The organism is Actinoplanes couchii, assembly GCF_016862075.1.
In the GTDB taxonomy this organism is placed as follows: Bacteria; Actinomycetota; Actinomycetes; order Mycobacteriales; family Micromonosporaceae; genus Actinoplanes; species Actinoplanes couchii.
The window spans coordinates 11609-33234 of the sequence record NZ_BOMG01000131.1; the positions used below are offsets into that span (position 1 = coordinate 11609).

Annotated in this window: 19 protein-coding genes and 2 pseudogenes; 12 read left to right on the plus strand and 9 right to left on the minus strand. The window is 65.5% G+C overall.

Annotated features, from left to right (window positions below; all coding sequences use genetic code 11):
• Positions 1-167 precede the first annotated feature (167 nt).
• A complete protein-coding gene (locus Aco03nite_RS49765) occupies positions 168-1409 on the plus strand; it encodes a helix-turn-helix domain-containing protein (RefSeq protein ID WP_203809765.1) in 1242 nt (413 codons plus the stop codon).
• Here Aco03nite_RS49765 and Aco03nite_RS49770 read toward each other — a convergent pair.
• Both Aco03nite_RS49770 and Aco03nite_RS49775 read right to left on the minus strand, forming a co-directional pair.
• Complete coding sequence (locus Aco03nite_RS49770) at positions 1406-2092, minus strand: YdcF family protein (protein ID WP_239146087.1); 687 nt, start codon at positions 2090-2092, stop codon at positions 1406-1408. The two genes, Aco03nite_RS49765 and Aco03nite_RS49770, sit on opposite strands and share 4 nt — an antisense overlap.
• 28 nt (positions 2093-2120) lie before the next feature.
• The gene (locus tag Aco03nite_RS49775; RefSeq protein WP_203809767.1) at positions 2121-2324 is read right to left on the minus strand and encodes a type II toxin-antitoxin system prevent-host-death family antitoxin; all 204 of its coding nucleotides are present in this window, start codon (positions 2322-2324) and stop codon (positions 2121-2123) included.
• Between the two features lie 456 nt (positions 2325-2780).
• On the opposite strand from Aco03nite_RS49775, the gene Aco03nite_RS49780 reads away from it, so the two are divergent.
• From Aco03nite_RS49780 to Aco03nite_RS49825, 9 genes and pseudogenes are all read left to right on the plus strand, one after another.
• On the plus strand, positions 2781-3545 hold the full coding sequence (locus Aco03nite_RS49780) for a nucleotidyltransferase domain-containing protein (RefSeq protein ID WP_203809769.1): 765 nt from the start codon (positions 2781-2783) through the stop codon (positions 3543-3545).
• On the plus strand, positions 3542-3886 hold the full coding sequence (locus Aco03nite_RS49785; protein ID WP_203809771.1) for a nucleoside triphosphate pyrophosphohydrolase family protein: 345 nt from the start codon (positions 3542-3544) through the stop codon (positions 3884-3886). Before Aco03nite_RS49780 ends, Aco03nite_RS49785 begins: the two co-directional genes overlap by 4 nt.
• A 101-nt stretch (positions 3887-3987) precedes the next feature.
• Positions 3988-4182, plus strand: coding sequence for a hypothetical protein (locus Aco03nite_RS49790; RefSeq protein ID WP_203809773.1), 195 nt, complete (start codon positions 3988-3990; stop codon positions 4180-4182).
• Positions 4183-4239: 57 nt separating this feature from the next.
• Positions 4240-5303: pseudogene (locus tag Aco03nite_RS53850) on the plus strand (MFS transporter).
• Between the two features lie 11 nt (positions 5304-5314).
• Positions 5315-5782: pseudogene (locus tag Aco03nite_RS54960) on the plus strand (phosphotransferase); the annotation flags it as partial.
• Positions 5783-5867: 85 nt separating this feature from the next.
• A complete protein-coding gene (locus Aco03nite_RS49810; RefSeq protein WP_239146088.1) occupies positions 5868-6092 on the plus strand; it encodes a hypothetical protein in 225 nt (74 codons plus the stop codon).
• Between the two features lie 11 nt (positions 6093-6103).
• A complete protein-coding gene (locus Aco03nite_RS49815; RefSeq protein ID WP_203809781.1) occupies positions 6104-6619 on the plus strand; it encodes a P-loop NTPase family protein in 516 nt (171 codons plus the stop codon).
• Between the two features lie 357 nt (positions 6620-6976).
• On the plus strand, positions 6977-7261 hold the full coding sequence (locus Aco03nite_RS49820) for an exonuclease domain-containing protein (protein WP_203809783.1): 285 nt from the start codon (positions 6977-6979) through the stop codon (positions 7259-7261).
• A gap of 77 nt (positions 7262-7338) precedes the next feature.
• The gene (locus Aco03nite_RS49825) at positions 7339-7599 is read left to right on the plus strand and encodes an NUDIX domain-containing protein (protein ID WP_203809785.1); all 261 of its coding nucleotides are present in this window, start codon (positions 7339-7341) and stop codon (positions 7597-7599) included.
• A 135-nt stretch (positions 7600-7734) separates the two neighbouring features.
• On the opposite strand, the gene Aco03nite_RS49830 is transcribed toward Aco03nite_RS49825, so the two are convergent.
• The 5 genes from Aco03nite_RS49830 to Aco03nite_RS53860 form a co-directional block, all read right to left on the minus strand.
• A complete protein-coding gene (locus tag Aco03nite_RS49830) occupies positions 7735-10860 on the minus strand; it encodes a diguanylate cyclase domain-containing protein (protein ID WP_203809795.1) in 3126 nt (1041 codons plus the stop codon).
• A gap of 854 nt (positions 10861-11714) precedes the next feature.
• The gene (locus tag Aco03nite_RS49835) at positions 11715-12911 is read right to left on the minus strand and encodes an EAL domain-containing protein (RefSeq protein WP_203809797.1); all 1197 of its coding nucleotides are present in this window, start codon (positions 12909-12911) and stop codon (positions 11715-11717) included.
• 1010 nt (positions 12912-13921) lie between these two features.
• Entirely contained in the window at positions 13922-14860 is a 939-nt protein-coding gene (locus tag Aco03nite_RS49840; RefSeq protein ID WP_203809799.1) for a GGDEF domain-containing protein, read from the minus strand.
• 533 nt (positions 14861-15393) lie between these two features.
• On the minus strand, positions 15394-15654 hold the full coding sequence (locus Aco03nite_RS53855; RefSeq protein ID WP_239146089.1) for an integrase: 261 nt from the start codon (positions 15652-15654) through the stop codon (positions 15394-15396).
• Positions 15655-15778: 124 nt separating this feature from the next.
• Positions 15779-15940 (minus strand): integrase, encoded by a 162-nt coding sequence (locus Aco03nite_RS53860; protein WP_239146090.1) that lies wholly within the window; start codon positions 15938-15940, stop codon positions 15779-15781.
• A gap of 488 nt (positions 15941-16428) precedes the next feature.
• Here Aco03nite_RS53860 and Aco03nite_RS49850 point away from each other — a divergent pair, with 488 nt between their 5' ends.
• The gene (locus Aco03nite_RS49850) at positions 16429-16875 is read left to right on the plus strand and encodes a hypothetical protein (protein ID WP_203809801.1); all 447 of its coding nucleotides are present in this window, start codon (positions 16429-16431) and stop codon (positions 16873-16875) included.
• Between the two features lie 485 nt (positions 16876-17360).
• On the opposite strand, the gene Aco03nite_RS49855 is transcribed toward Aco03nite_RS49850, so the two are convergent.
• Together Aco03nite_RS49855 and Aco03nite_RS49860 are read right to left on the minus strand one after the other, a co-directional pair.
• Entirely contained in the window at positions 17361-18890 is a 1530-nt protein-coding gene (locus tag Aco03nite_RS49855) for a DUF5305 family protein (RefSeq protein ID WP_239146091.1), read from the minus strand.
• 134 nt (positions 18891-19024) lie between these two features.
• The gene (locus tag Aco03nite_RS49860) at positions 19025-19507 is read right to left on the minus strand and encodes a hypothetical protein (protein ID WP_203809804.1); all 483 of its coding nucleotides are present in this window, start codon (positions 19505-19507) and stop codon (positions 19025-19027) included.
• A 1146-nt stretch (positions 19508-20653) separates the two neighbouring features.
• Here Aco03nite_RS49860 and Aco03nite_RS49870 point away from each other — a divergent pair.
• On the plus strand, positions 20654-21397 hold the full coding sequence (locus Aco03nite_RS49870; RefSeq protein WP_203809808.1) for a hypothetical protein: 744 nt from the start codon (positions 20654-20656) through the stop codon (positions 21395-21397).
• Positions 21398-21626 lie beyond the last annotated feature (229 nt).

Here is a 21626-nt window from a genome sequence, read left to right on the forward strand (position 1 = left end):
CTTGTGTGGCTCCGCGGCGGCGGGACCTAACAGGAGGATCGTTCACTTACATCGACAGGCGCCGTGATCTGCTGTGAACTGACCGTAGGGGTGCACCATGGAGGTGACCGGGAAAATCTGTACCGGGTCACCGGAGATTCACCAGGCAAGGTGATGCAGTGCGAGGAATGACGGACGACATGACGACCGGTCAGCGTGTCGCCTTCTACCGGAAGCGGCGTGGCATGTCTCAGGAGGTGCTGGCCGGCCTGGTAGGCAAGACAGGCGAGTGGCTACGAAAGGTCGAGACCAACCGGGCCGAACTCGACAGGCTTTCCGTCATTCGCTCAGTCGCCCGTGTACTCGACGTCTCAATGGGAGACATCATCGGCGACCCGGAGCTATTCGAGTGGTCCGAGGACTCGGGCCGCCGAACCATCCCCGCGCTACGGGCTGCGCTACACGACTACCGACATCTCGCCCCGAAGATCACCGAATTCGGCGAAACCGACCCTCCGCCTCTGGCGGATATTGAACGTGACATCGCCGAGATGTGGGAGGCGTACCAGTATTCGAAGTACGGCGTGCTGGCCCGCAGACTCCCCCACATCATTCATGACTGCCTGACTGCAGCTGAAATCTACGACGGAAACGACGGCCAGCGCGCACAATCATTGACTGCCTACGCGCATCAGGTCGCCACTTTGCTGCTCACGAAGCTGGGAGAATCCGACCTGGCTTGGATCGCGGCCAGCCGTGGACTGGTAGCAGCAAACGCGAGCAACGACCATGTCGTGATCGGCTCACTCAGTCGCGCGGCGGCCCACGCACTCGTTTCGATCGGCGAATACCAGCAGGCTCGCGGCCTAGCATCAGCTAGTGCCAGTTTCCTCATGCCTCGACTCGCCAAGCCGACCCCACAGCTACTTTCCGTCTATGGCAGTCTCCACCTAGTGTGCGCCCTCGCTGCCGCGCGTGACGACGATCGGCCAGGAGCCGATACCCATATCATTGAGGCCGATTCCGCCGCTCTTCGCCTAGGCTCGGACGCTAACCACGTCTGGACAGCCTTTGGACCCACCAATGTGGCGATTCATCGAGTCTCCATTGCGATGGAACTCGGCGATGTCCAGCGGGCCATCAAAATCGGCACGCCGCTAGACACCTCCTCACTTCCGGTGGAACGCCGAGTCCGTCACGCAATAGAAACGGCTCGCGCCTATGCCCGATGGAATCGCATAGACGAAGCGCTCAGCGCGTTGCTGAACGCCGAGGCCGTCAGCCCTGACCAGGTCCGATATCACCGACTCTCCCGGGCGATTGTGCGCGAGATACTCGTTCGCGGTCGCCCGCCGCGCCTCGCCGTCGATCTGAGCGAACGGATGGGCGTGAGGTCCAAAATTCCGGACTGGCTGGACGGGAAGCCTTAGCTACCCGTGTTGACCAGGCGGCTTGTGAAACCCGCGCCGACAAGGCGATCGAACGCTACGCGAACACCGTCGGGAACATCCTGCGCGACCGCGAAACCACGCTCGGCATACAGTTCAATCCGCTGCGTGTCACCAACAAGCATGTCAATGACCCGTCGCACGTCGCCGATACTCTCGACATAATCGTCAAGGGACATCGGGTTCGAGGCGCAAATAACCTCTACGCCTGGCCAAACCTTCCTACACGTGGCGAAGGCTCGGCGTTGTTGATACGGCCGCGACATGAGAAGAACAGACGCGACTGCCACACCGGACTCTTCGAGCAAACGCCGCGAATATTCGAGATTCTGTGAGGTGTTAGTGGCATGAGGCTCCACCTCGATAACCTCGGGAGGAACACCGTTTTCAACCGCGTACTCCCGGTAGTGAACTGCTTCACCCCGCGGGAAACGGGCAACCGTTGTCGGCGCATTAGCGCCGGTGAAAACCAGACGCGGATACAGGCCAGAGTGGAACAGCTTGGTCGCGATAACAGCCACCCCGAGATCATGGCTACCCAGTCCGATACCAACGTCGCACGGACGCAAATCATGCTGCATGTCGTGATAGCGCCAAAGTTCTTCAACGTCAGCACGCAACTCCTCGGGAATCGCTGCCGTCGAACTCAAGACGTAGTCATTCACTGCGCGACTGCTGTCCTCACCCGTGACTTCATTCGGCGCCGCCCGAACGTCGCAGCGCAGCGAGTCCGGCCTCAGCCACCTCAAGCGGCACCACCGCAGCGACGGGCACACCGTCTTTCGACAGATAGACGACTTGGCCCCGCTCCACATTTTCAAGAAGCTCAGGAAGGACGAGGGACAGGGGAAAATCATCCGGGCTCGCGAAACTGGCGCCCGCTCTCGGCTCTCGCATGAGGCCCAGCCTAGGGGTCTCGATGCCTACCGTGCAGACTGAGTCAACCAACGAACATGATCCACGAGCAGAAGGCCGATCGGGAAGGCTCGCCGTCGATCGTTCGCGACCTGGAGTGCCTTCAGGATCCTCGGGCTTCGGCGCGTGCTGGAGCTGGGCTGGCGGCTTGCTGGGTGGCGTTGGCTGCACCTCGCGGTGGTGAACCAACGGAAATCTCAAGCGACACGCTCGGGTAGTTCTATCGAACGAATGTGCTACCCGAAATGCGGACTTCGTCGGCTGGCCGACACCGCTGGCACCGGCCACTCCGGTATCCGTATGGCACGGCCGGTTGGCTTCGTTCCTTGATCACCGTGCAGGACTTAATCGTTGCCTCCGGGCGGGTAGAAGGGCGGATCAGGTGAGCGCAACCCTCGACGCTGGGCTTTTTGGTACCAGAGTGTCGGCGGATCGGTGATGAGCGACCACACCGGTGGTGCCCTGCCGGTGGTAGCAGCCCTCGCTGCGAGCGCGCAGGCCCGGCGGTCCTGGGTCACGGCCGCGGCGCGTGTCCTGTCGGTGGACCAGCGGGTGCGCGGGGTATGGCTGGTGGGCTCGTTGAGCCATGGTCGGGGTGATGCGTTCAGCGATGTCGACCTGATCGTCGTCGCGGGCGAGCCGGTACCGGCCGACCTGCGCGACGATCCCTTCGCCGGTCTGCGGATGCCCGGTACGGTGCTCTATGCGCGGCGCAAGCCGCGTAACGCGCCTGCGGGTGGTGGCTATCTTGCGGTGTGCCTGGACATGGCGGGGTTGCCGGTGCTGGTCGACATGTACCTGTGGCCGGTGACGACCGCGGTCCTGCCGGCAGGCGGGAACGTCCTGTTTCACCGCGGCGAGGTCATCCGATCAACGCGGGGCTTGCTGGAGGTGCTGGCTGCATGCCCGGCCGACGACCCGGCCGGTGCCGACCCGACCGACCCGGTCAGCGTGTTCTTTCTGATCCAGCTCGCCGCGAAGTACCACGCTCGCGCCGATCACAGCCGCTACGCAGGGATCTGCCGCCAGCTGCGGATCCCTGCCGACGATTTCCGTGCCCTTCGGCTGCTCCTCGCCGGCTGCTCCCTGTCGACGGAGCCGGGCGTGACACGGGCAGTCGAGCGTCTGCTGGATGTCGCTGATGAACACCGTCGGCTCCTGGAGCCGGCGTCCGTCTCGTCGTCTGCGAAAGAAGGCTCGTGATGGTCTTCAATGGTGCCGTCCCGGAGAACGGGCAACAGCTCACGACTCGGCCGGAGCAGCAGCCGTGCGGGCCGGTGGGCTCGCCGCCCACCGGTGGTCCGGATACGATCACCGCGCTGGTGGAAACGGTGCATGCGCTCACCCGCCACTTCCCGGACCATAACGGCCCGTTCGAGCGGGTGTCGCGGCTGGCAGAGGAGACGGGCGAGCTCGCCCAGCAGGTCAACCATGCCGAGGGCATGGGCGTCAAGGTCGCCAAGCACGGGCCGGCCGACCCGGCGGCGATGGTCAAGGAACTCATGGATGTGCTGCGCGCCGCCGTCGGGCTGGCCGTGCACTAGGGGCTGGTCGATGAGCTACGGAACCTGATCGCGGCAAGCTATCGGCATCATGTCGATCTGGGCTTGATCGAACCGGCGGCGAGCGAGGATGAGCCCGCATCGTGACCGCCAGCGAACCGACCTCGGTCTCCCGCCCCAGGACGACGCCGAAGACTCCCCGCGACGACGCCCCACGGCGGGATGTGCGGCGGGCGTGGGCGGCGTACGCGGTGTCGCAGGCCGGCAGCGGGATCGGTGCGGGGGCGTTGCCGCTGGTCGCGATCCTGCTGCTGGACGCTTCGGACTGGCAGGTGTAGCTGCTGGCCGTGGTCGCGGGGATCGCCGGCGCTGCGGTGATCGTGCCGTTGGGCCCGGTGACGGAGTTCCGGCGCAACCGCCCGGCGATGATCAGCGCGGACGTACTGCGATTGGTGACGCTGGCCAGTGTCCCCGCCGCCGCGTGGTGCGGCATGCTGTCGTTCGCCCAGTTGTGTGTGGTGGCTGCAGCACAGACCGTCGGCGCGATCGCCGCGTCGGCAGCGAGTACCTCCTATCTGAAGAACCTCGTGGCATCGCAGCGGCTGGCCGCGGTGAACTCCCGTTGGGAGACCACCATGTGGACCGCGAGCACGGTCGGCCCACCGGCCGGGGGCCTGCTGGTCTCGTGGGCCGGCGCCCTCGCCGCCGTCATCGTCGACGCCGCCAGCTTCCTGACCTCCGCGGTGATCCTGGGCCGTGCCCGGCACCGGGAGCCCGCGCCACCGTCCCAGACGGCGATCGCCCCTGGCTGCGGGAAATGACGGCGGGGTGGCGACACATCGCCGCCCATCCGGTGCTGCGGGTGCTGTTCGTGCACGCGCTGCTGTTCGGGGGATGCATCATGGCGTTGACCCCGCTGATCGCGATCCTGATACTGCGCGACCTGGGATTCAGTCCCGCCCAGTACGGGCTCGCCCTGGGCGTGCCCTGCGCAGCTGGAGTCCTCGGTTCGCTGCTGGCACCGCGGATCATCGCGACAGCCGGTTTGATGCCGACCCTGCTGGTCGCCGGAGCGGCTCGCTGCCTGTGGATGGCGGTGCTGCCGTTCGCGCCCGGCACGCCGGCCGGCCTGGTGTTGATCATCGGCGCGGACGCGGCGCTGTTGTGGTGCGCAGGGGTATTCAATCCCGCGTTCGTGACCTACCGCATGCAGGTAACCGCCGACGGCTATCTGGCCCGGGTTGCGGCGGCGTGGGCGGTGAGCAGCAAGGTCGCCCAGCCGGCCGTGATCGCGGCGGCCGGGATAGCGGCTGCTGCTCTGGGCGCCCGGATCGCGTTGCTCGCGCTGGCGGGGGTGCTGCTGGCCAGCATCGTGATCCTGCCGTGGACAGCATGGCGGGCCACGCCCGCCGACCACCTCGACACCCGATCCGATTCACCGGCGGTGAAAGGGCTGTGATGAGTGATCCGATGCAGCGGGGCCGGTTCGCGGCCCCGATCCGGCGCGGCGAGACCGTCGAGCGCTCGCCGGGCCCCGGCCCGGTGAACGTGCACGCCTTGCTTCAGTATCTCGAACAAAAGGGCTTTGCGCTGTCGCCGCGAGTGCTCGGCTGGGCGGCGCAGGGTCGCGAGATCCTCAGCTACCTGCCGGACGATTCCGGCTATCCACCCCTGTCCGCCACATTGCGCAGCGAAGAGACGCTGATCAGCGTGGCCACGGCGATCCGGGCGCTACACGACGCCGGACAGGGATTCGTGGCGCCACGGCCGGACGGCTGGCACCGCAGGGAACTCGCGGTCCCGGCGGTCATCGACTGCATCGGCCACCACGACCTCGCCCCGTGGAACCTGCTGTTCGACGGCAGCACGGTGGTCGGCATCGTCGACTTCGACACCGCCGGTCCCTCGAACCGGGTCTGGCACCTCGCCTACGCCGCCCACCACTGGGTGCCGTTCCACCCGCCGGACGGCCCTACGCGGTTTTGGCTGGGACAGCGAACCCGGGCGGGCCCGCCGCCTGCGGATGTTCACCGACACCTACGGCCGTGGGGTGCGGCCCGAGCAGGTGGTGGAATTCGCCGCGCTGCGCCTGCTCGCCATGGCCGCCTACATCGAGCAGCAGGTGCACGCCGGTGATCCAGCGTTCGCGGTGCACCGCGACGAGCAGCACGCCGACGGCTACCGGCACGCCGCCGCCTACGTCCTCGCCCACCGCGCGCAGCTACTCGGCGAAGCCGGCGGGCGATGACGGCGAGCCGCATGCGCAGGATCGCCGTCGTCGGGGCCGGAGGCGCGGGCAAGACCGTGCTCGCCAACCAGCTCGGCGCCCGGCTGGGAATCCCAGTGACCCACCTGGATGCGCTGCGCTACGACACCGGCTGGAACCTGATCGCCGAGGACGAGTTCGCCGCCCGGCAGCGGGCGGCGGTCGCCGCCGACCGGTGGATCACGGACGGGAACTCCCTGGCCACTCTGCCGATCCGGGCTGCGGCCGCGGCCGCCGTCATCGTGGTGGACCCGCCACCGCTGGTCTGTCTGTGGGGCATCCTGCAACGCCGGTGGCGTTACCGCGGAGGCCAGCACGCCGACGGTGTCTTCGACCGCATCACCTGGTTTTTCCTTCGATACGTGATCTTGTACCGGCGTCGGCACCTGCCCCGCACGCTGGCCTGCATCGCCCAGCACGGGCCGCACGCCACGGTGGTCCACCTGACCAGCCGTCGCCAGGCCGAAAATTTTGTGGCCCAGCTTTCCGGCCAGGAGGACGGCCGATGATCGACCTGTCGCGCTATGCGAGCGATCCGGCCTTCGCCGTGACCTGGATCGTCATCGACTTCGAGGGCAGCACCCCCGCGGGTTTCCCGGCCGAACCGGTCGAAGTCGGCGCCGTGCTGCTGCGCCTGGACGGCGCGACGCTGGTTGAGGTGGGCCGGTTCGACGCGCTGATGCGACCGCCGGCACACGCTCCGTTCACCGCTTCTGCGAACGGCATCACGGCGGCGATGGTCGCCGGTCGTCCACCAGCAGGGACCGTCCTGGCGGGCTTCGATGCCACCCTGGATGCTCCGCCGTACATCGCAGTCGCACACACGCCGCGACGGACGCCGGCATCATCGCCCGGTACGCGTCGGCGTGTCCTACCTCGCGGCGGCGCCGATGCTGTGCACCCGCAACCTCGCCCGGTGCGCCTACCCGGGGTTGACGTCGTACAGCCTCGACGCGGTGCTGACGCACACTCAACTGCCGGTCCCGGACGGGCGGCATCGCGCGCTTCCCGACGCGCTCGCCACCGCCGCGTTACTGAAGCGGCTGCTTACCGACGGTGCGGCCCGTCACCGATGGCCCCGGCTGAGTCAGCTTCATCAGATGGCCGGAGGGCCAGCACCCGCGACCACTCATCGTGTCGCCCTGTTCTGACCGCTAGTGACAGAGGAGAAGTCAGCGTGAATTTGCCGAAATCCGCCGCATCGCCCGTGTCGGTACCGATGCATCCGGTGGACGTCTTCGTCCTACTGATCGACGCCGGCAAGGTGCTGCTCGATCTGCGCGCCGGCACCGGGTACGCCGACGGGCAGTGGGTGGCCCCGTCCGGGAAGCTGGAGGCAGGAGAGGACGTGGTCACTGCCATCCGCCGGAAAGCGATCGAGGAGATCGGCGTGCGCCTGGCCGGCGACGAGCCGCACTTCGCTGCGGTCGTGCATCACCGCAACCCCGAGCACGGCCGGATCGGTTTCGAGCTTCTCAGGAGGCGGTAGAGGTATCGACTGCCGTTCCCGTCGCGAGCTGGATCTTGGATCTTGCCTCGGCTTTTACGACGCCCGCCGCTTTTCGAGGACCGTCCGAGGGTCTGGTTGACACCTGGACGTCACGATTGGCCGATACTTCTGGCGTCAGACCGGCTCTGGGGCCGTCGCTTGCCGCGTGGTGTTGCGGCCGGCGCCCTTTGCGGCGTACAGGGCTGCGTCGACTCGAGAGAGGAGGCGATCGGTGTCTTCGGCACCATCCCAGGTTGCGTAACCTGCACTGCAGGTTTGTCCATCCGGGGTCGCTGCCCGGAGGCGGTCCAGTACGGCTGCCGCGGCATCGCCCTCACAGTCCACCAGAGCGATGGCGAATTCCTCGCCGCCCCATCGCACGAGCAGATCGCCGTCACGCAGAATCGTGTTGAAGGCGGTTGCGCTGCTGCGGAGAAGTTCGTCGCCAGCTGGATGGCCGTAGACATCGTTGTATCGCTTGAAGTGATCGAGGTCAAGGAGAGCGACGGTCAACGGCTCTGCTGTTCGCCGGGCGCGGGCAAGTAGACGCGGAAGTTCGGTGTGCCACGCACGTCTGTTGGACAGGCCAGTGAGGGCGTCAGTGTGGGCCAAGTGTTCCAGTCGTTTTAGAAGGCGTTCGTGGACCAGCGCCAGTGCCGTCTCCTCGGCGAGTAGGGCGACCGCCCGGGCTTCATGACCGGCGACGGGATCACTCTTGTGCTGCCAGAACGCCGCCAGGACGGCTATGACGTTGCCGTCGGCGACTATTGGTTGCCATAGGGACGATCCGCTCTTCACCAGTTCCCGGACCTGGGCTGGCACTCGGGGGTCCGCTTGCGTGTCGGTGACGAAGGCAGCGCTAGCGGTTCGGCGGGTTTCGGTGATCAGGTCAGAGTGCTGGGGTGCGATGCAGGTTCCTGTCGGGATGGTGCCGAGCGCGGCCGTGATGGACATGTGAGGTGGCGGTTGCGCGGAGTCGGGTTCCAGCAGGGCGACGGAGTCTGCCTCTGCCAAATGACGGACCGCAGACACGATGGTGGCGCGGGCGTCGTCTCCGCTACGAACTCGGTGGGAGACGGCCACGATGGCGGTAAGCAGCTGTTCGGCCTGGTGTGCTTGTTGCGCGGCAGCGTTTTGTTGCTCGGCTAGCCGGTGTCGGTCAGTGATATTGGTGCTGATGCCATCGGCGAAAAGCCGGCTTCCTTCACGTCGAGGGCTGGCACGGGTCCACACCCAGCGTATGACTTCGTCGTAGCCGTGAACGCGGCATTCGATCTCTGCCGGCCGGCCGGCAGATACGGCTGCATGGAAGGCGGCGAAGCCGAGGAGGTCGTCTGGGTGTATTCGGGCAGCGAGTTCAGCTGCCATGTCGGCGCCGGTGGGCAGGGGGGCACCGAAGACCCCGGATCCATCTGGGCTGGCGAACACCGACCTCACCACTCCGTCGGCGAGGACTTCGACAGTCCACACATAGTCATTAACCCGGTCGATTACCCGGTCGAAGTCGCGGCGGACCGCCGATAGAGCGAGAGTGAGATCCTCGGTGTGCCGTCGAGAAACGAATCGGCCCAGGTGGGCGCAGCTGGTATTTAGCATGGCAGCGGTCCCTTCGTCGTAAAGGGCATGTCCGCCGGTGGCGAAAGCCATCACGCCGAGTACCCGGCTCTCCGAGCGGACAGGAACACCGAGGCAGGCGCCAGCGCCTGCTGACCCTGTCCAGAGTTCGGTGTCGCGTCGCCACACCTGTGTGGCCAACGTCTGCGCCACGTCGGGTGGGAAGACAGCGTTGGGCAGGCAGTGAGTGCTCTGCACGCTGATGTGATCTTGGCTCTCATCAACGTGCCAATATTGCCCGGCGATCCAGCCCAGTGTTCGGGTGATCGCGGTGACCGCCCCGGCAGTCGCCTCTTCGGCACTAGTCGCATCGGCCAGCGTCCGAGTAACTGCCAATTGAGCCTGATTGAGTAGCTCGGCATGATGCCGCTCGGTGAGGTCGTGCATTGCCACGACAGCGCCGAGCCGCTGCCCGTCGCTGCTGTCTATAGGTTCGGCGTTGGCGACAAACCGGCGAGGCATCCGACCGGGGCGCCGTACTACCAGACTCTGCCCTCGCACGACCTCGCCGGTGAACGCCCGTGCCAAAGGCACCTCGCCAGGAGTGAGCAGTGTGTACCCATCCTCGGCGTAAAGATTGAAGGTTTCGGGCCAATGGTCGCTGTCGAGGGAGGTGGCGTCCACTCCGTGGATGTATCGCGCCGCCCGGTTGAACAGATTCAACCTGCCGGCACTGTCGCAGGCAACGACTCCCGTATCAAGGGTGTCCAGCAGCGCCTGCAGAAAACCGCGTTCCGGCCCAGGCCCCTGCTGCTTCGGGGCGTGGCATCCTGGTGCTACGAAGGTCTCTTCCCTGACGAAGAGGTGAAAGTGGGTGACCCCGAGATCAGAGGTGGTCTGAACCGTCACTTCAGCGGGGAACTCCTGGCCCGCGCTGTCGACGAGTATTCGCTTGAGACGGGCAGAGTCAGGACCCTGGGTGGCAGCTCGGATCACGTCAGCGAAGAATCCGGGTTGCAACTCGGTCGGCGCGATCAGAACAGCAAAGGGCTTTCCCAGTGCTTTCGACGTGGAGTGACCGAACATCGTCTCGGCCGCCTCATTCCACATGGTCACCCGAGCTTGGTCATCCACAGAGATGTACGGGTCACGAGCATCGGCGAGGATGCTCTGGAAATGAGCTGCCAACCGTAGCTTCACCGCTTGCGAGCGCAGCGCCACAATCTGCGGTTCGATCGCTGTCGCGAAATCCTGCAGCATCTTCATCTGCCCCGACGACCAGTGGCGCGGCCGGCGATCGATTACACACAAAGACCCGAAGACTGATCGTTGCGGTGTCCGTAGGGGCAGGACCAGATACGCCGCCGCACCGTCATCTGCGGTCGGTAACTCGTCAGCAAGCTGCACGTCAGCACGCGCATCCGCGATGGCGACCGGCTGGTGCTGCTCAAAAGCGCGCCGGTGGTAGAGGTATGCCAGCCGCATCAACCACGCTCCCTCTGGTCCTGGCCCGTTGGGAACTGGTGGCGCGGCATCCGAAGCGAACCAGATATGGGCGAGGTGGGCATCGAGCAACTGCGCCGCAAGGGCCGCCAGTGCAGGCGCGCGTTCAGCGGACGTAGTAAGACCGGACGGCTGCCAAAGACGAGGGGCGCCGATGTCGTCCGACGCTCCCGGCGCGAACCTGCCATCTCGTCTGTCCCCCATACCCTCTCCATTCGGCTATCCGGGTGAATGACTGAACCGGCCGGGCGGCCGCCGGAAGGAAAGGCGCAGCACATGCCTACCTTCATCAGCCAGCAGGGCGGGCCAGCATCGGGCTTCTTCATTGCCATCCGGCCCACCTCAACAGCACCTGCAGCAGACGGCCCCCATTCGCGGCCTTTCCGGTAGAGCAGACGTCGCTGGCTTCAACGAAGATCGATCGAAGAAGTTGTTTGGAACGTTGGTCGATCGTTGGATGTGTTCAGCCCGGCCAGGCCGGGTGGGCAGGCCGGCAGGGCGAGCGCGGTGAATGCAGCGGAGACTCATCATCGACGGTGTTCGCCGATGGCGAGTGCGGAGCGTCTACGGGCGCAGTTTTAAATGGAGGCCGGCGACCACGATCTGGCGGTGCGATCGGGACGTGATCCGCGGATCGGTCGGCGGCGTGTTTGAGTCGGCTGTGATCGACTGGTTCGTACACCGTTCGAGGTAGTGCCAGGCCACCGGGAACAGGTCGCTGGGGAACAGCGGGTTACACCGGGCTGGCGTCAATCATCGCCTCGACCGGCATCGTGTTGAGCATGGTGAAGGCGCCGATTAGGGACGGCAGGTCACCGGCGCATCCTGCGCGGGCGGACAGCGTCACCTAGATGAACGGGTCGCGCTGGTAGATGGCCCGGTATACGTACGTCAGGCTCCAGCGACATGGATGCGGGTTTCCGGCGACGGCCAGCGATCACTGGCGCCTATCGGGCCGTATTGCCTAGCAACGGCATGAACCGCTGCCCCGTCGGTAGACAGTGGCGTGTCGTCTCCCCACCATGCTCGACAATTTCAGTGGAGTTGGTTGATTGATTCTACTTCGGCCGGCGTGGCTTCAGCCTCTGCAGAATGACGCGGCCAATCAGGGCCACCTCGTCGGGGTCCTCGGTGTGCAGCACATCGCCGTCGTTCTGGTGACACAGCGCCATCGAATAGTTCGGGGTCATGACGACCAGGCAACCTTCGCCGGTAAATGGAGTGCCTTCGCTGTCGGGACTAAGCAGGGCGGTGTAGAGGGCCAGTCTGCTCACCCGGTCGACCTGCGGCTGCCAGCGGGCTAGGACGTCGGGAGTGCAATAAGAGCCGAGGACGACCGCGTGGCGCTGACCGTCGATGACGCTCGCCGCTCGTTCCATCGCTCGTCGGGCTGCAGCGTCATCGAGGCGGCGGCATCCGGCGGCCGCCGCGACCTCATGTGGGCTGCCGGTGGGCTGGTGCTGTCCGGGCCGGGCGGGGCGCAGGCCGTCCGTGGTGGCGATATCCTGAAGGTGCAGGTCGATCGGTGGCGCTGGCCGGCCGAAATGCCAACCCTGACCCCAGTGCGCGCCGAGGGACCGAGCCGTGACGACGTCCGCGGCGGTCTCGATGCCCTCGGCGATGATGCGGGCGCCCGTGCGGCGGGCGGTGGAGCTCACCACTCCGCAGATCTCCGCCGTCGCCACTGCGGACGGATGCCGCAATAGGTGCATATCCAGCTTTATCACGTCCGGATCGACCAGCGGCAGGAATGCCAGCGACATCGGGTCAGCTCCAACGTCATCAAGAGCGATGGCGTTGCCCAGGCGGTGTGAGAGTTCCGCGATGTCGAGTAGCGCAGCCGGTACTGTCGGCAACGCCCGTTCGGTGAATTCGGTGACGACCCGAAACGGCAGCCCGCTGAGCAGCATCGTGAGCAAGCGGGCGGACAGCGGCTGGTCCAGCACAGCAGGTTCGGCGTTGAGGAAGACCAGCGGCGGCGGCTGCCGCAACGTCAGAGCAGACTCCAGGGCGCGTTCGGCGCACAGCATGTCCATCGCGCCGAGCAGGCCCGCCCGGCTCGCCGCCGCGAACAACTGGTCGGGACGCTGCAGCGGTGTATCGGCCGGGCCGCGCGCGAGCGCCTCAACCCCCATCACCGCGCCGGTGGTCAAATCGACTATCGGCTGTAAAACTGGCGCCACCCGGCGCTCTTGTATCACGTGCATCGTGAACGCGACGTCGGCCGCGATCCCGTTGTCCGCCGCGAGCTGCACTATGCGCCCCCCGTCGTGGGTACCTTCTTTGGTCCTATCGGCACGCCAGCCACCGTATGAACCTCTTACAGCAATCAGTTACACGCCGAAAAACCCCGGCGAATCTCGCAGGTATCACCGGCCTCACACACCACGTCCATCCGACTCTTCATCGTCGGCTCAGTGCCACCCATGACATTGTGGCCGTGCATGGTAGGAGCACAACGATCGCCATTCTGGTGTCTTGTATGGAGTTCCGACGATATGTACGCGCGGGCCGGCAGTCAACAGGTCGCGGGCTCCAGCCATTAATGCGGCGCCGACCGATGGTTTCGTCCATACCCTGGTGCTTGAGCGGCGACCTTCCGGCAGTCGCCGGGGCTGGAAAGAGCCGCTGAATAGAGTCATCGGTGTCTCGGCTATCGCCGGATCGCCCGGTTCTGCGTGTACAACTGCAGCCCGTCCATGTGTGGCGGTCCCCGACGTGGGGCTTCAGCTCCGCTAGCACCTTCACGCGATCCAACTCGTCCTCAGCGACCAGGACACCAGTCAATCGCACACCTCCTTCGCCTCGGACACAACCTCTCGCCCCCGAACCCTGTAGCGGCCACCAGAGGCCCCGCAGGCCGCCACCCCGTATTGCACGGTGTTAAGTCATTGGAGAGGGTCGTATCTGGGCGCTGCGGGCCTAGGCGGCATCGGTGGATTGCGTGCCGGTCTGGTGGAGGGCGTTTGCGGGCCCTCTCGACGGGGACCGAACGAGTTTTTCGTCCGGCACTCCGGAGCAGGCGATCATGGCCGCCGCCGAGCTGGCCACCAGCGCCGCCAAAGTACGGCTTTCCCCGATCAGCATGCGCCGGGTGCACACCATCGCCCGTTTCGTTCTCGATGGTCGCCGACCATGTCGAGACAAACCAGCCTGAACCCACCCTTGGCTGTCAGACTGACGCTGGCGGCCGCGGCTGGCGCCTTCCCGGTGCTATGCCGCCAAAGGCCACTAGCCTGGCAGCGCAGGTGGCTGTAACTTAGCCTCATGCAGCTTCATGAGGGAATCCAATTTCAGTACTTATAGTGCGTTCTCCGTCATACGGTGACGGCTGCCCTTGAGCGCTTTTCCGGCTCCGGCGCTTCTCCTGATACATCGCCTGATCGGCAATGTAAGTTAACGCATCAAGAGAGGCTTCATCACCTGATGGTCGATATGCCGATCCGATTGCAACGCCCACGGTGACAAAATTATCGCCGACTCTAATAGGACTATTAATTTCCTCACGAAGTCGGCAGATGAGGTCATCGGCTCCGCCGGGAGTGGCATGAGGGAGAAGCACCTGGAATTCGTCACCACCCAGCCGGCCGGCGAGGTCTTCAGCACCAATACACGCTCGTATACGGTATGCGGTCTGCCGTAATACCTCGTCTCCAGCAGCGTGCCCAAGGCTGTCGTTAATCTGCTTGAATCCATTGAGATCGAGCAGAAGACAGGTGAGTTGGTGGCCAATCTTGCTATCAGCGAATTCGGCCAGCCGGTTACGGTTTGGTAGTCCGGTGAGCGGATCGTGGCTGGCTTGGTGCTTCAGGGCATCTTTCGCCTGGTCGAGTTCAGCCACACGGCGGCCAAACGCGCCGGATTGAGTGCCGCTGATGAAAGCTACCATCAGGTGGATGATAACGGCGAAAACCAAGTCGCCAGGTGCCGGAGGGCGCTCGCCGCGCGAGAGCACGAGAGGCAGAAAGGCGGATGTCGCCGCCCAGGCAAGAAGCGCACCGGGCAATTTGAAACGAAGCGAGCCAGCGACTATGGGAATGATCAGGCCGGTCCACGTTGTGGTCTCGACGTAGTTATGCAAGCCTGCAACTAATGCACACATAACGACCGTATCGGCGATGACTTGAGCGGCGCTAAACCAGCCATAGTGACGGTTGGCAGGCCTCCAGAAATTGATTGCTCCCAGGGTCTCGGCAGCGATCATGGCCGCGATCATGCCCAAGCACACCGTGGTCAACGAAGCCGGCACTCCGTGAGAAGGTGCGTCGAAAACGTCCGCCATCAGCATGGTGGTGAGTAAGATCCCGCCGCCGCGCGCAAACAACTGCCCTCCCTCAACGGTTCGGCGATGACGCATCAAGGAGGGGTCGGCGCACCTGGTCATCCTCTTCTCATCGGCACCACCCATGTCGACCTGAGGAGGGCGGGTCGGCGCCGTAGGGCTGATACGGCATAGGCACAGACTCCGCCTGCCAGGAAGCAGCCGGGTTACGTCCGCTGAGATTGTGTACGAGCTGGCGATAGCTGATCCGTATGGGTTGAGGCTATGCGGCGGGTTCGGTGTCCTGGCCGGCGGTGATCGGTGTGGGGCGGGCTTTGCGGAGCACTTCCGGGCCCACGTAGCGACGTTCTTCGACCCATTCGTCGGTCTGCTGGGCCATCCGGCCCCAGCAAGGCAGCTGGCCGAGGCTCGGCTCGGGCAGATCCGACGTCGTGGGGTTGTACCTGCCGGAAATGTCATCCGTGCAGTTCAGACGGATGTTCGTATTCGTGGAGGAGGCCGCCGAGGCGGTCGCATCGGCGGGTGTTCAGGTGGGCGAGCCGGTCCGATTCGGTGATCGTCTCGGGCCGCGGCGCGAGGGGCCGGACGTTGGCAATGTCCTGGTGCGGCCGGTGCTCGTTGTAGAAGGACTCGTACTCGCGGAGCACGTGCAGCAGATGCCGCTGGTTGAGGACCAGGTCCGGTCGAGTGGCTCGCGTCGCCAGGTCTGTACCCAATGTTCCAAGATCGCGTTCATCCGGGACGTCCTGACGCCGGTCAGCACTACCTCAATGCCCGCGGCGGTGAGGATGGTGTCGGACAGAGCCGGGTACTTGCCGTCACGGTCGCGAGGTAGGCACTTCACCGGGCAGCCACGTCTTCGAGGTCCATGACCAGGTGACGGGCGGTCTGTGCCATCCAGGCGGTGGCCGGGCGAGTGGAGGCGCCGAGGATCCGGATGCGGCGGGTGGTGTGCTCGATGACGGCCAGGACATACAGGTTAGCGCCGTTCAGGGCGGTCATTTCGAAAAGGTCGGCGGCGATGATCGCGTGGCCCTAGGAACGCCGCCCAGGTGCTGCTGGTGCGCTCGGATGCCGGCGCTACACCGGCATCCTCGAGAATCCCCCAGACCGTAAACGCGGCGCCCTTCACGCCCAGCGCGAGGAGTTCCCCGTGAATTCTGCAGTATCCCCCGGTGGTGTTCTCGCGGGCCACGCGCACGACGAGCTGGCGGATCGACCGGATCATTTGTGGCCCCCCGGCTTGGCGGGACTGGGAATGTCGGGCGTGTCGGCGGGCGATCAGATCGCGGTGCCGGCGCAGCACCGTTTCTGGGTGAACCAGTATCTGCAGACGGCTCAGCACGGTTCGCGGTGGGGGGTGGCAACAGGGCGGCCAGCCGGGCCCGGTCCGCTCGCGTGAACTGGCCCGTTCGCCGTGTATCTGTCGTTACAGGACCACAATTCGGTGCCGGAGCGGCCCGGGCGGCTTCACCTGGGAAAATAATGCGATGACCGTGTTAGACGAGATGAGCGCAGCAAGCGCAGACCTGATCTTCACCGCACTGGACTATGCGGTGGAAAATGCCGGGCTCTCGGACGAGGGCTTCACGCCCTTCGCGTTCGCGGACAGCCCGAACGGTCGCAGTTTGACGAGGTTCCTGGCCGGCGAGGGGACAAACCTCCAGGAGTGTCTTGCCGCCGGGCGTACGGCGCTGCGTGTCGTCGAGCACGGTGTCACCTGTGTGGCGCTGGCATGGGACGGCTACTACACGCACGAAGGCCGGCGCAGTGAAGCGGTCTTTGTCGAGGGGTACCAGATCGGCCACGATCGGGGCGTCCTGCTAGCCCAGCGATACACGCGGCAGGGCGGGGTCCTGTCGATGGAAGGCAACCCCGTTCTGATCGACGAGCCCGTGCCGCTGGTGCAGAGCCGTCGACAGATCGATGGTGCCTGAAAGTCCGGCGCACCGGCGTTAGTCGCATTTCTGGTTGCGGTAGGTCATCGTCACGGTGATCTGGATGCCCCGCGGTATGGGGTTTCGACACGAGCAGCAGGTGAGGCGCGGGCAGTGGGCCGGCGCCCATATCACCGTCCCGGCAATGTCCCTAGGCGGCGACCGTGACCCCGTCGTCAACTGGTTCGACCTCGCCATACTCGATGAGCTGATGGCCACGGCGGTTAAACGCTGACCGCCTGCACCGTCATCAACGGTGCGGGCCCTGGATGCAGCAGGAACATCCCGAACTGACCGACGACGCCCTCATCAGCTTCGTCTCCCTGTGCGACTCCGTCCGCCCCTGATCACCTCGACCAAAAATATGAAAGGCTCTCGGCTCGGATTCGTCCCGGCGGCATCATTTTCCGGCGCGGCTGGACAGTAACCGGTCTCCGTAGCCGGCGGGGGGCGACAGGCCGCCCGGGGCCGGTGTTCCGCGACGGTCAAGGCACTCGCGGCGAGGCCTTCCGCCGGTGCGTGCCGGCACTCGGACGGTTGCCCAGCTCGACATTCCGCAGGTTCGGCTGGCCGTCCAGAGCTACGCGGTAGCGGTAGGTTATTCCTTCGTCCCGGACGACGAATTCGTCGGCGTCCGGCTGACTCCATGTGAGAATCATCTGGCCGTATCGTTCAGCCAGCCTGACCAACGCCGAGAAATCGTCGACGTTCACGATCAGCTCGCCGGGCGGGGTCGTTATCGGTTCCACGGTGACGAGAATCTTAGGGTAGCGGCGTTGGATCTCGGCCCGGGTCCGTAACGGCAGTCGGCGAAGGCTGGCGAGAAGAACCACGACGGCGATCGAGGTTGCCCCGAAGAGAGTGAGAATCGCGTACGAGCGCGCTTGTGACGCCGTCGTGAGGGAGTGGCCGAAGATCTTTATCTCGCGCGGTACCAGGATGCCGGACGACACCGTGCCACCCGTCTGGGTCCGGAGCGCAGAACCTCCCGTGACCGTCATCTGCAGGGGGGTCACGTTGAGCTGCAGTGGCGCAATCATGTCGGCCAGTTGGGGCGATGTGACCTGGGCGCTGAGTGTGATCGTCACCTGTCCGCTGGCGGGTGTGCCGATGGCTCGCGACGCGGCGTCGGCGCGTGCGACGAAGGTCGCGAGATCAAGGGGGATTGTCGCGTCGAACTGGTCGCTGGTGAATTCTGTCTTCGGTACTAGGACCATGGTCGTGTGCCAGCCGGTCCCGTTGGTTACGGCTGCCGAAAGCCGGAATGTGCCGGCAGGCCCGTCATAACGGATGTTCAAGGCGACCTGATCGACCAGCTTACGAAAAATCGGTTCGGGAGACTCGACCGTAGTTACGTCGTAGGCAGCCGACCGGGGCACCTTCGCGCTGTAGGAGTAGCTGATCGACTGCCCCGGTGCTTTCGGGGCCGCCCGTGTTTCCAAGATCGGTTTGCTCCAGCCGAGGATCCCCACGACCAGGGCGAGTAGAGCGACCGCCACAGAAGCCGTCGCAGCGACTCGCAGGACCGGCGGCAGGCGCTGAAGACCGTGCAGGATCGCTGCCACGGTCTTCCACGATCCTCCCGAACCCGAAGACATGGCCCCCACTTTTTTCTTCCGGCGCCCACGCGGGATGTCCCGTCGTGTTCTCACCGACGCGACGCCACCACTGACCACGAAGAAGCTGAGCATGCCCAGACCGCTCGGTCCCAGCAATGGTCTGAGCCAAGAGCCCCCGTGCGGAACATGCAGAACGGCACGACCGATCATCTGCTCGGTCGTGGGGGTCAGCGGGTCGATCGACTCGTTGTTGTCCCCCTTCATAACGAATCCCGCGATGCCGTTCCCGCCGATGATGCGATGCAGGACCCGCTGCCCGGGAACGTCTCCATGGTAGGCAGTGATCTGCCCGACCCGGTAGGAATCGGCCCTCATGACGACAACAAGATCGCCCTGGTAGTAGACAGGATTCATGCTGACGCCATCGGTCACAACGTACCCGATACGCTCCGTCATGACCGCCCAAGCACCGATGGCCGCCATCGCAAGGACGGCGGCCTCGATATACGTACGTACAGAAACCCGGATCGGTCTCTCCCGAATTCGAAGCTGTCATCAGCCTCGCATCCCGAGTTGATAGGCGGAGAGGTTTAGCTGTTGGTGACATCCAGTTGGACGCTGGTGAGGCCGCTGTAATAGCCGGCTGCCGCATGAGCACTGGCGGAGTCGGCAGTGATGCAGCTGACCGTGGCCGGGCCCGCATTGAGATGGACTTTCGGGGCGGTCGCGTGGCCGACGCTGGCGGCGACATCGCCGGTGCAGTACCACTCGTTCGCGGTGGTGAGCGAACCGCCGCCCGGCGTGACCTGTAGATAGGCGCCGTTCGCGTTGGCGACACTGACCTGGATTGCGGTGATCTGGTCGCCGCCGGGACTCGTCGTGTAGTTGACCGCAGTGATGCTCGCGCCGCCGGAGACCGTCTGAGTGACCTGGCCGCCAACATACTGGGTAGCCGTGCCGGTGCCGGTACCGGCGAACGACACACCGGTGGCGGTCAGGGCGCTCGTGCCGGCGGCGACGACACCCGCGGCGGCGACACCACCAATGATCTGAAGCATGCTCATGCTGCGCATAGGGTTGCTTCCCTGTCTGGCTTGCCCACTGGGCGGTCGCCCATGTGGCCGGGTGGCTTCGGCAAGCGGGGGCTCGCCGGGGACTCCTGATGCATCGGTCGTGGCATGGCCAGTTGTGAACATTCGGGCGGGGTTTTTTGACAGCCCTCGCAGGGTCATTGCGCCGACCCCGCCTCGCAGGTCGCCAGACGGTGGTGGCACAAGCCGAAATCCGCAACGCCCACCGGGGTGCTGGATCACAGCCGGGGCTACGGCCTGGCGGGCAGTAGGGGCTGCGCGAGCCGTGCCCTGCTCGGCGGCGCCCACGCCCGCTGCGCCTCGCCGCCGGTCCGTTGCGCATGTTGAGCGACAGCGGAAGGGGCTCGGGCTCACTTTTGGTTGGCCCACCACGCATGGTGACAATCTGCCGCGAGCGCAGTGCGCTTTGTCCGCAGCTACTTATTCACTAGTCGTACGACCGCAGCCCGGCCAGGCTTGGTCGAGGTTGACCGGCGGAACGCTCTGTCTGCGGCTGTCCACCGCAGTTTGGTGTGACTCTCATTGACTCTGGCCCATCTTTGATGGACTCGTGACTCGGTGTGACGTTCGCTCATGATCTTCTGCTAATCGATACGACGTTGGCCGATATGGTGTTCCCCTGGCGGGATACTGTGCGGGTGGAAAGGGCCACCGACGGCGAACAGGGCATTCACGTACGAGCGCGCGCGACGGCGGCCTCGGCGACGTGCCCGCGATGCGGTACTGCATCGCGGCGGGTGCACGCCCGCTACCAGCGTCGGCTGGCGAAACTACCGGGTGGTGGCCGCCGGGTGACGTCCTTCTGCAGGTACGGCGGTTCGTGTGCGTGGCACCGGGTGCGCACTGCGCACCTTCGCCGAACAGGTGCCGGGCCTGACGGCGCGCTGTACCCGGGCGAGCGTGGCGCTGCGCCGGCAGTGGCAGTGGCAGTGGCAGTGGCAAACCATCGCGGTTGCCTTGACCGTCCAGGTGCCCGGCTGGCGGCCCGCTCGGCGATCAGGGTGAGCCGGTCGACGTTGCTGCGGCTGCTCCGGACGATGCCGGTGCCTGAGGTGAAGGCGGGTCCGCGGGTGCTGGGCGTCGATGACTTCGTGCTGCGGTGCGGGCATGTCTACGCCACGATCCTGATTGACGTGGAAGCCCACCGCCCGATCGACGTGCTCGCCGGGCGCACCGCCGAGGCCTTCGCCGCGTGGCCTGCGCGCACACCCCGGCGTCCAGGTCATCTGCCGTGACCGCGGCGGCGCCTACGCCGAGGGCGCGCGCACCGGCGCACCGGAGGCGGTCCAGGTCGCTGACCGCTACCACCGGTGGGCCAATCTCGGCGAGGCGGTCGAGAAGACCGTCTGGGCCCACCGCGGCTGCCTGGACGAACCGGCACAGCAGCCCGAGGTCGCCGACACCGTGGTTCCCGCACCGGATCGCACCCTCGACGTCGACGGCCGGTCCCGGCCGCTGATGGCCCGCAAGCTGCAGCGGCACGCCGCCATCCAGCAGCTGCGCGCCGAGGGGCACTCCCTGACCGCGCCCAGCCAGCAGCTCGACATGTGTTTCCGCACCGTGCAGAGGTACGCGGCCACGAACCTCGACGACCTGCTCGCTCCGGCGACCCACCGCTCCAGCGTGCTGGACGACCACGCCAGCTACGTCCACCAGCGCCGCGCCGAAGGACTGACCGACGCTGTCATGTTGCACGCCGAACTGCAAACCCGCGACTGGCGCGGCAGCCTACGCACCGTGCAACGCTACCTGCGACCACTGCGCCCGAGGGCCACCGCGAGCAGGCCGGTGCCGGCACCGAGACCGCGCCGGATCATGACCAAGCCCGAGTATTGGACAGCAAGCACAGCGCCGCGTTCGCCGGTATCCTGACCCGTATTTAGGGTTTTTGGTGCTGTACGGCTCCACGGGGCCAGCCGCAGTGATGCCGAGGATCGGCTGAGTCCTGACGCACCGGCACCCTGCTGATGTGTGGTCCGGGGTCAGTGGGCTGGTCGGCCCACTGGTTCACGCGCTGTGAAAGGGCTGCTCGGCGTCATGATGTGGCACGCCTAAGAGGGATCGGTGGATGCCGTGTCGATCGCTTGATAGCCGGCTTACC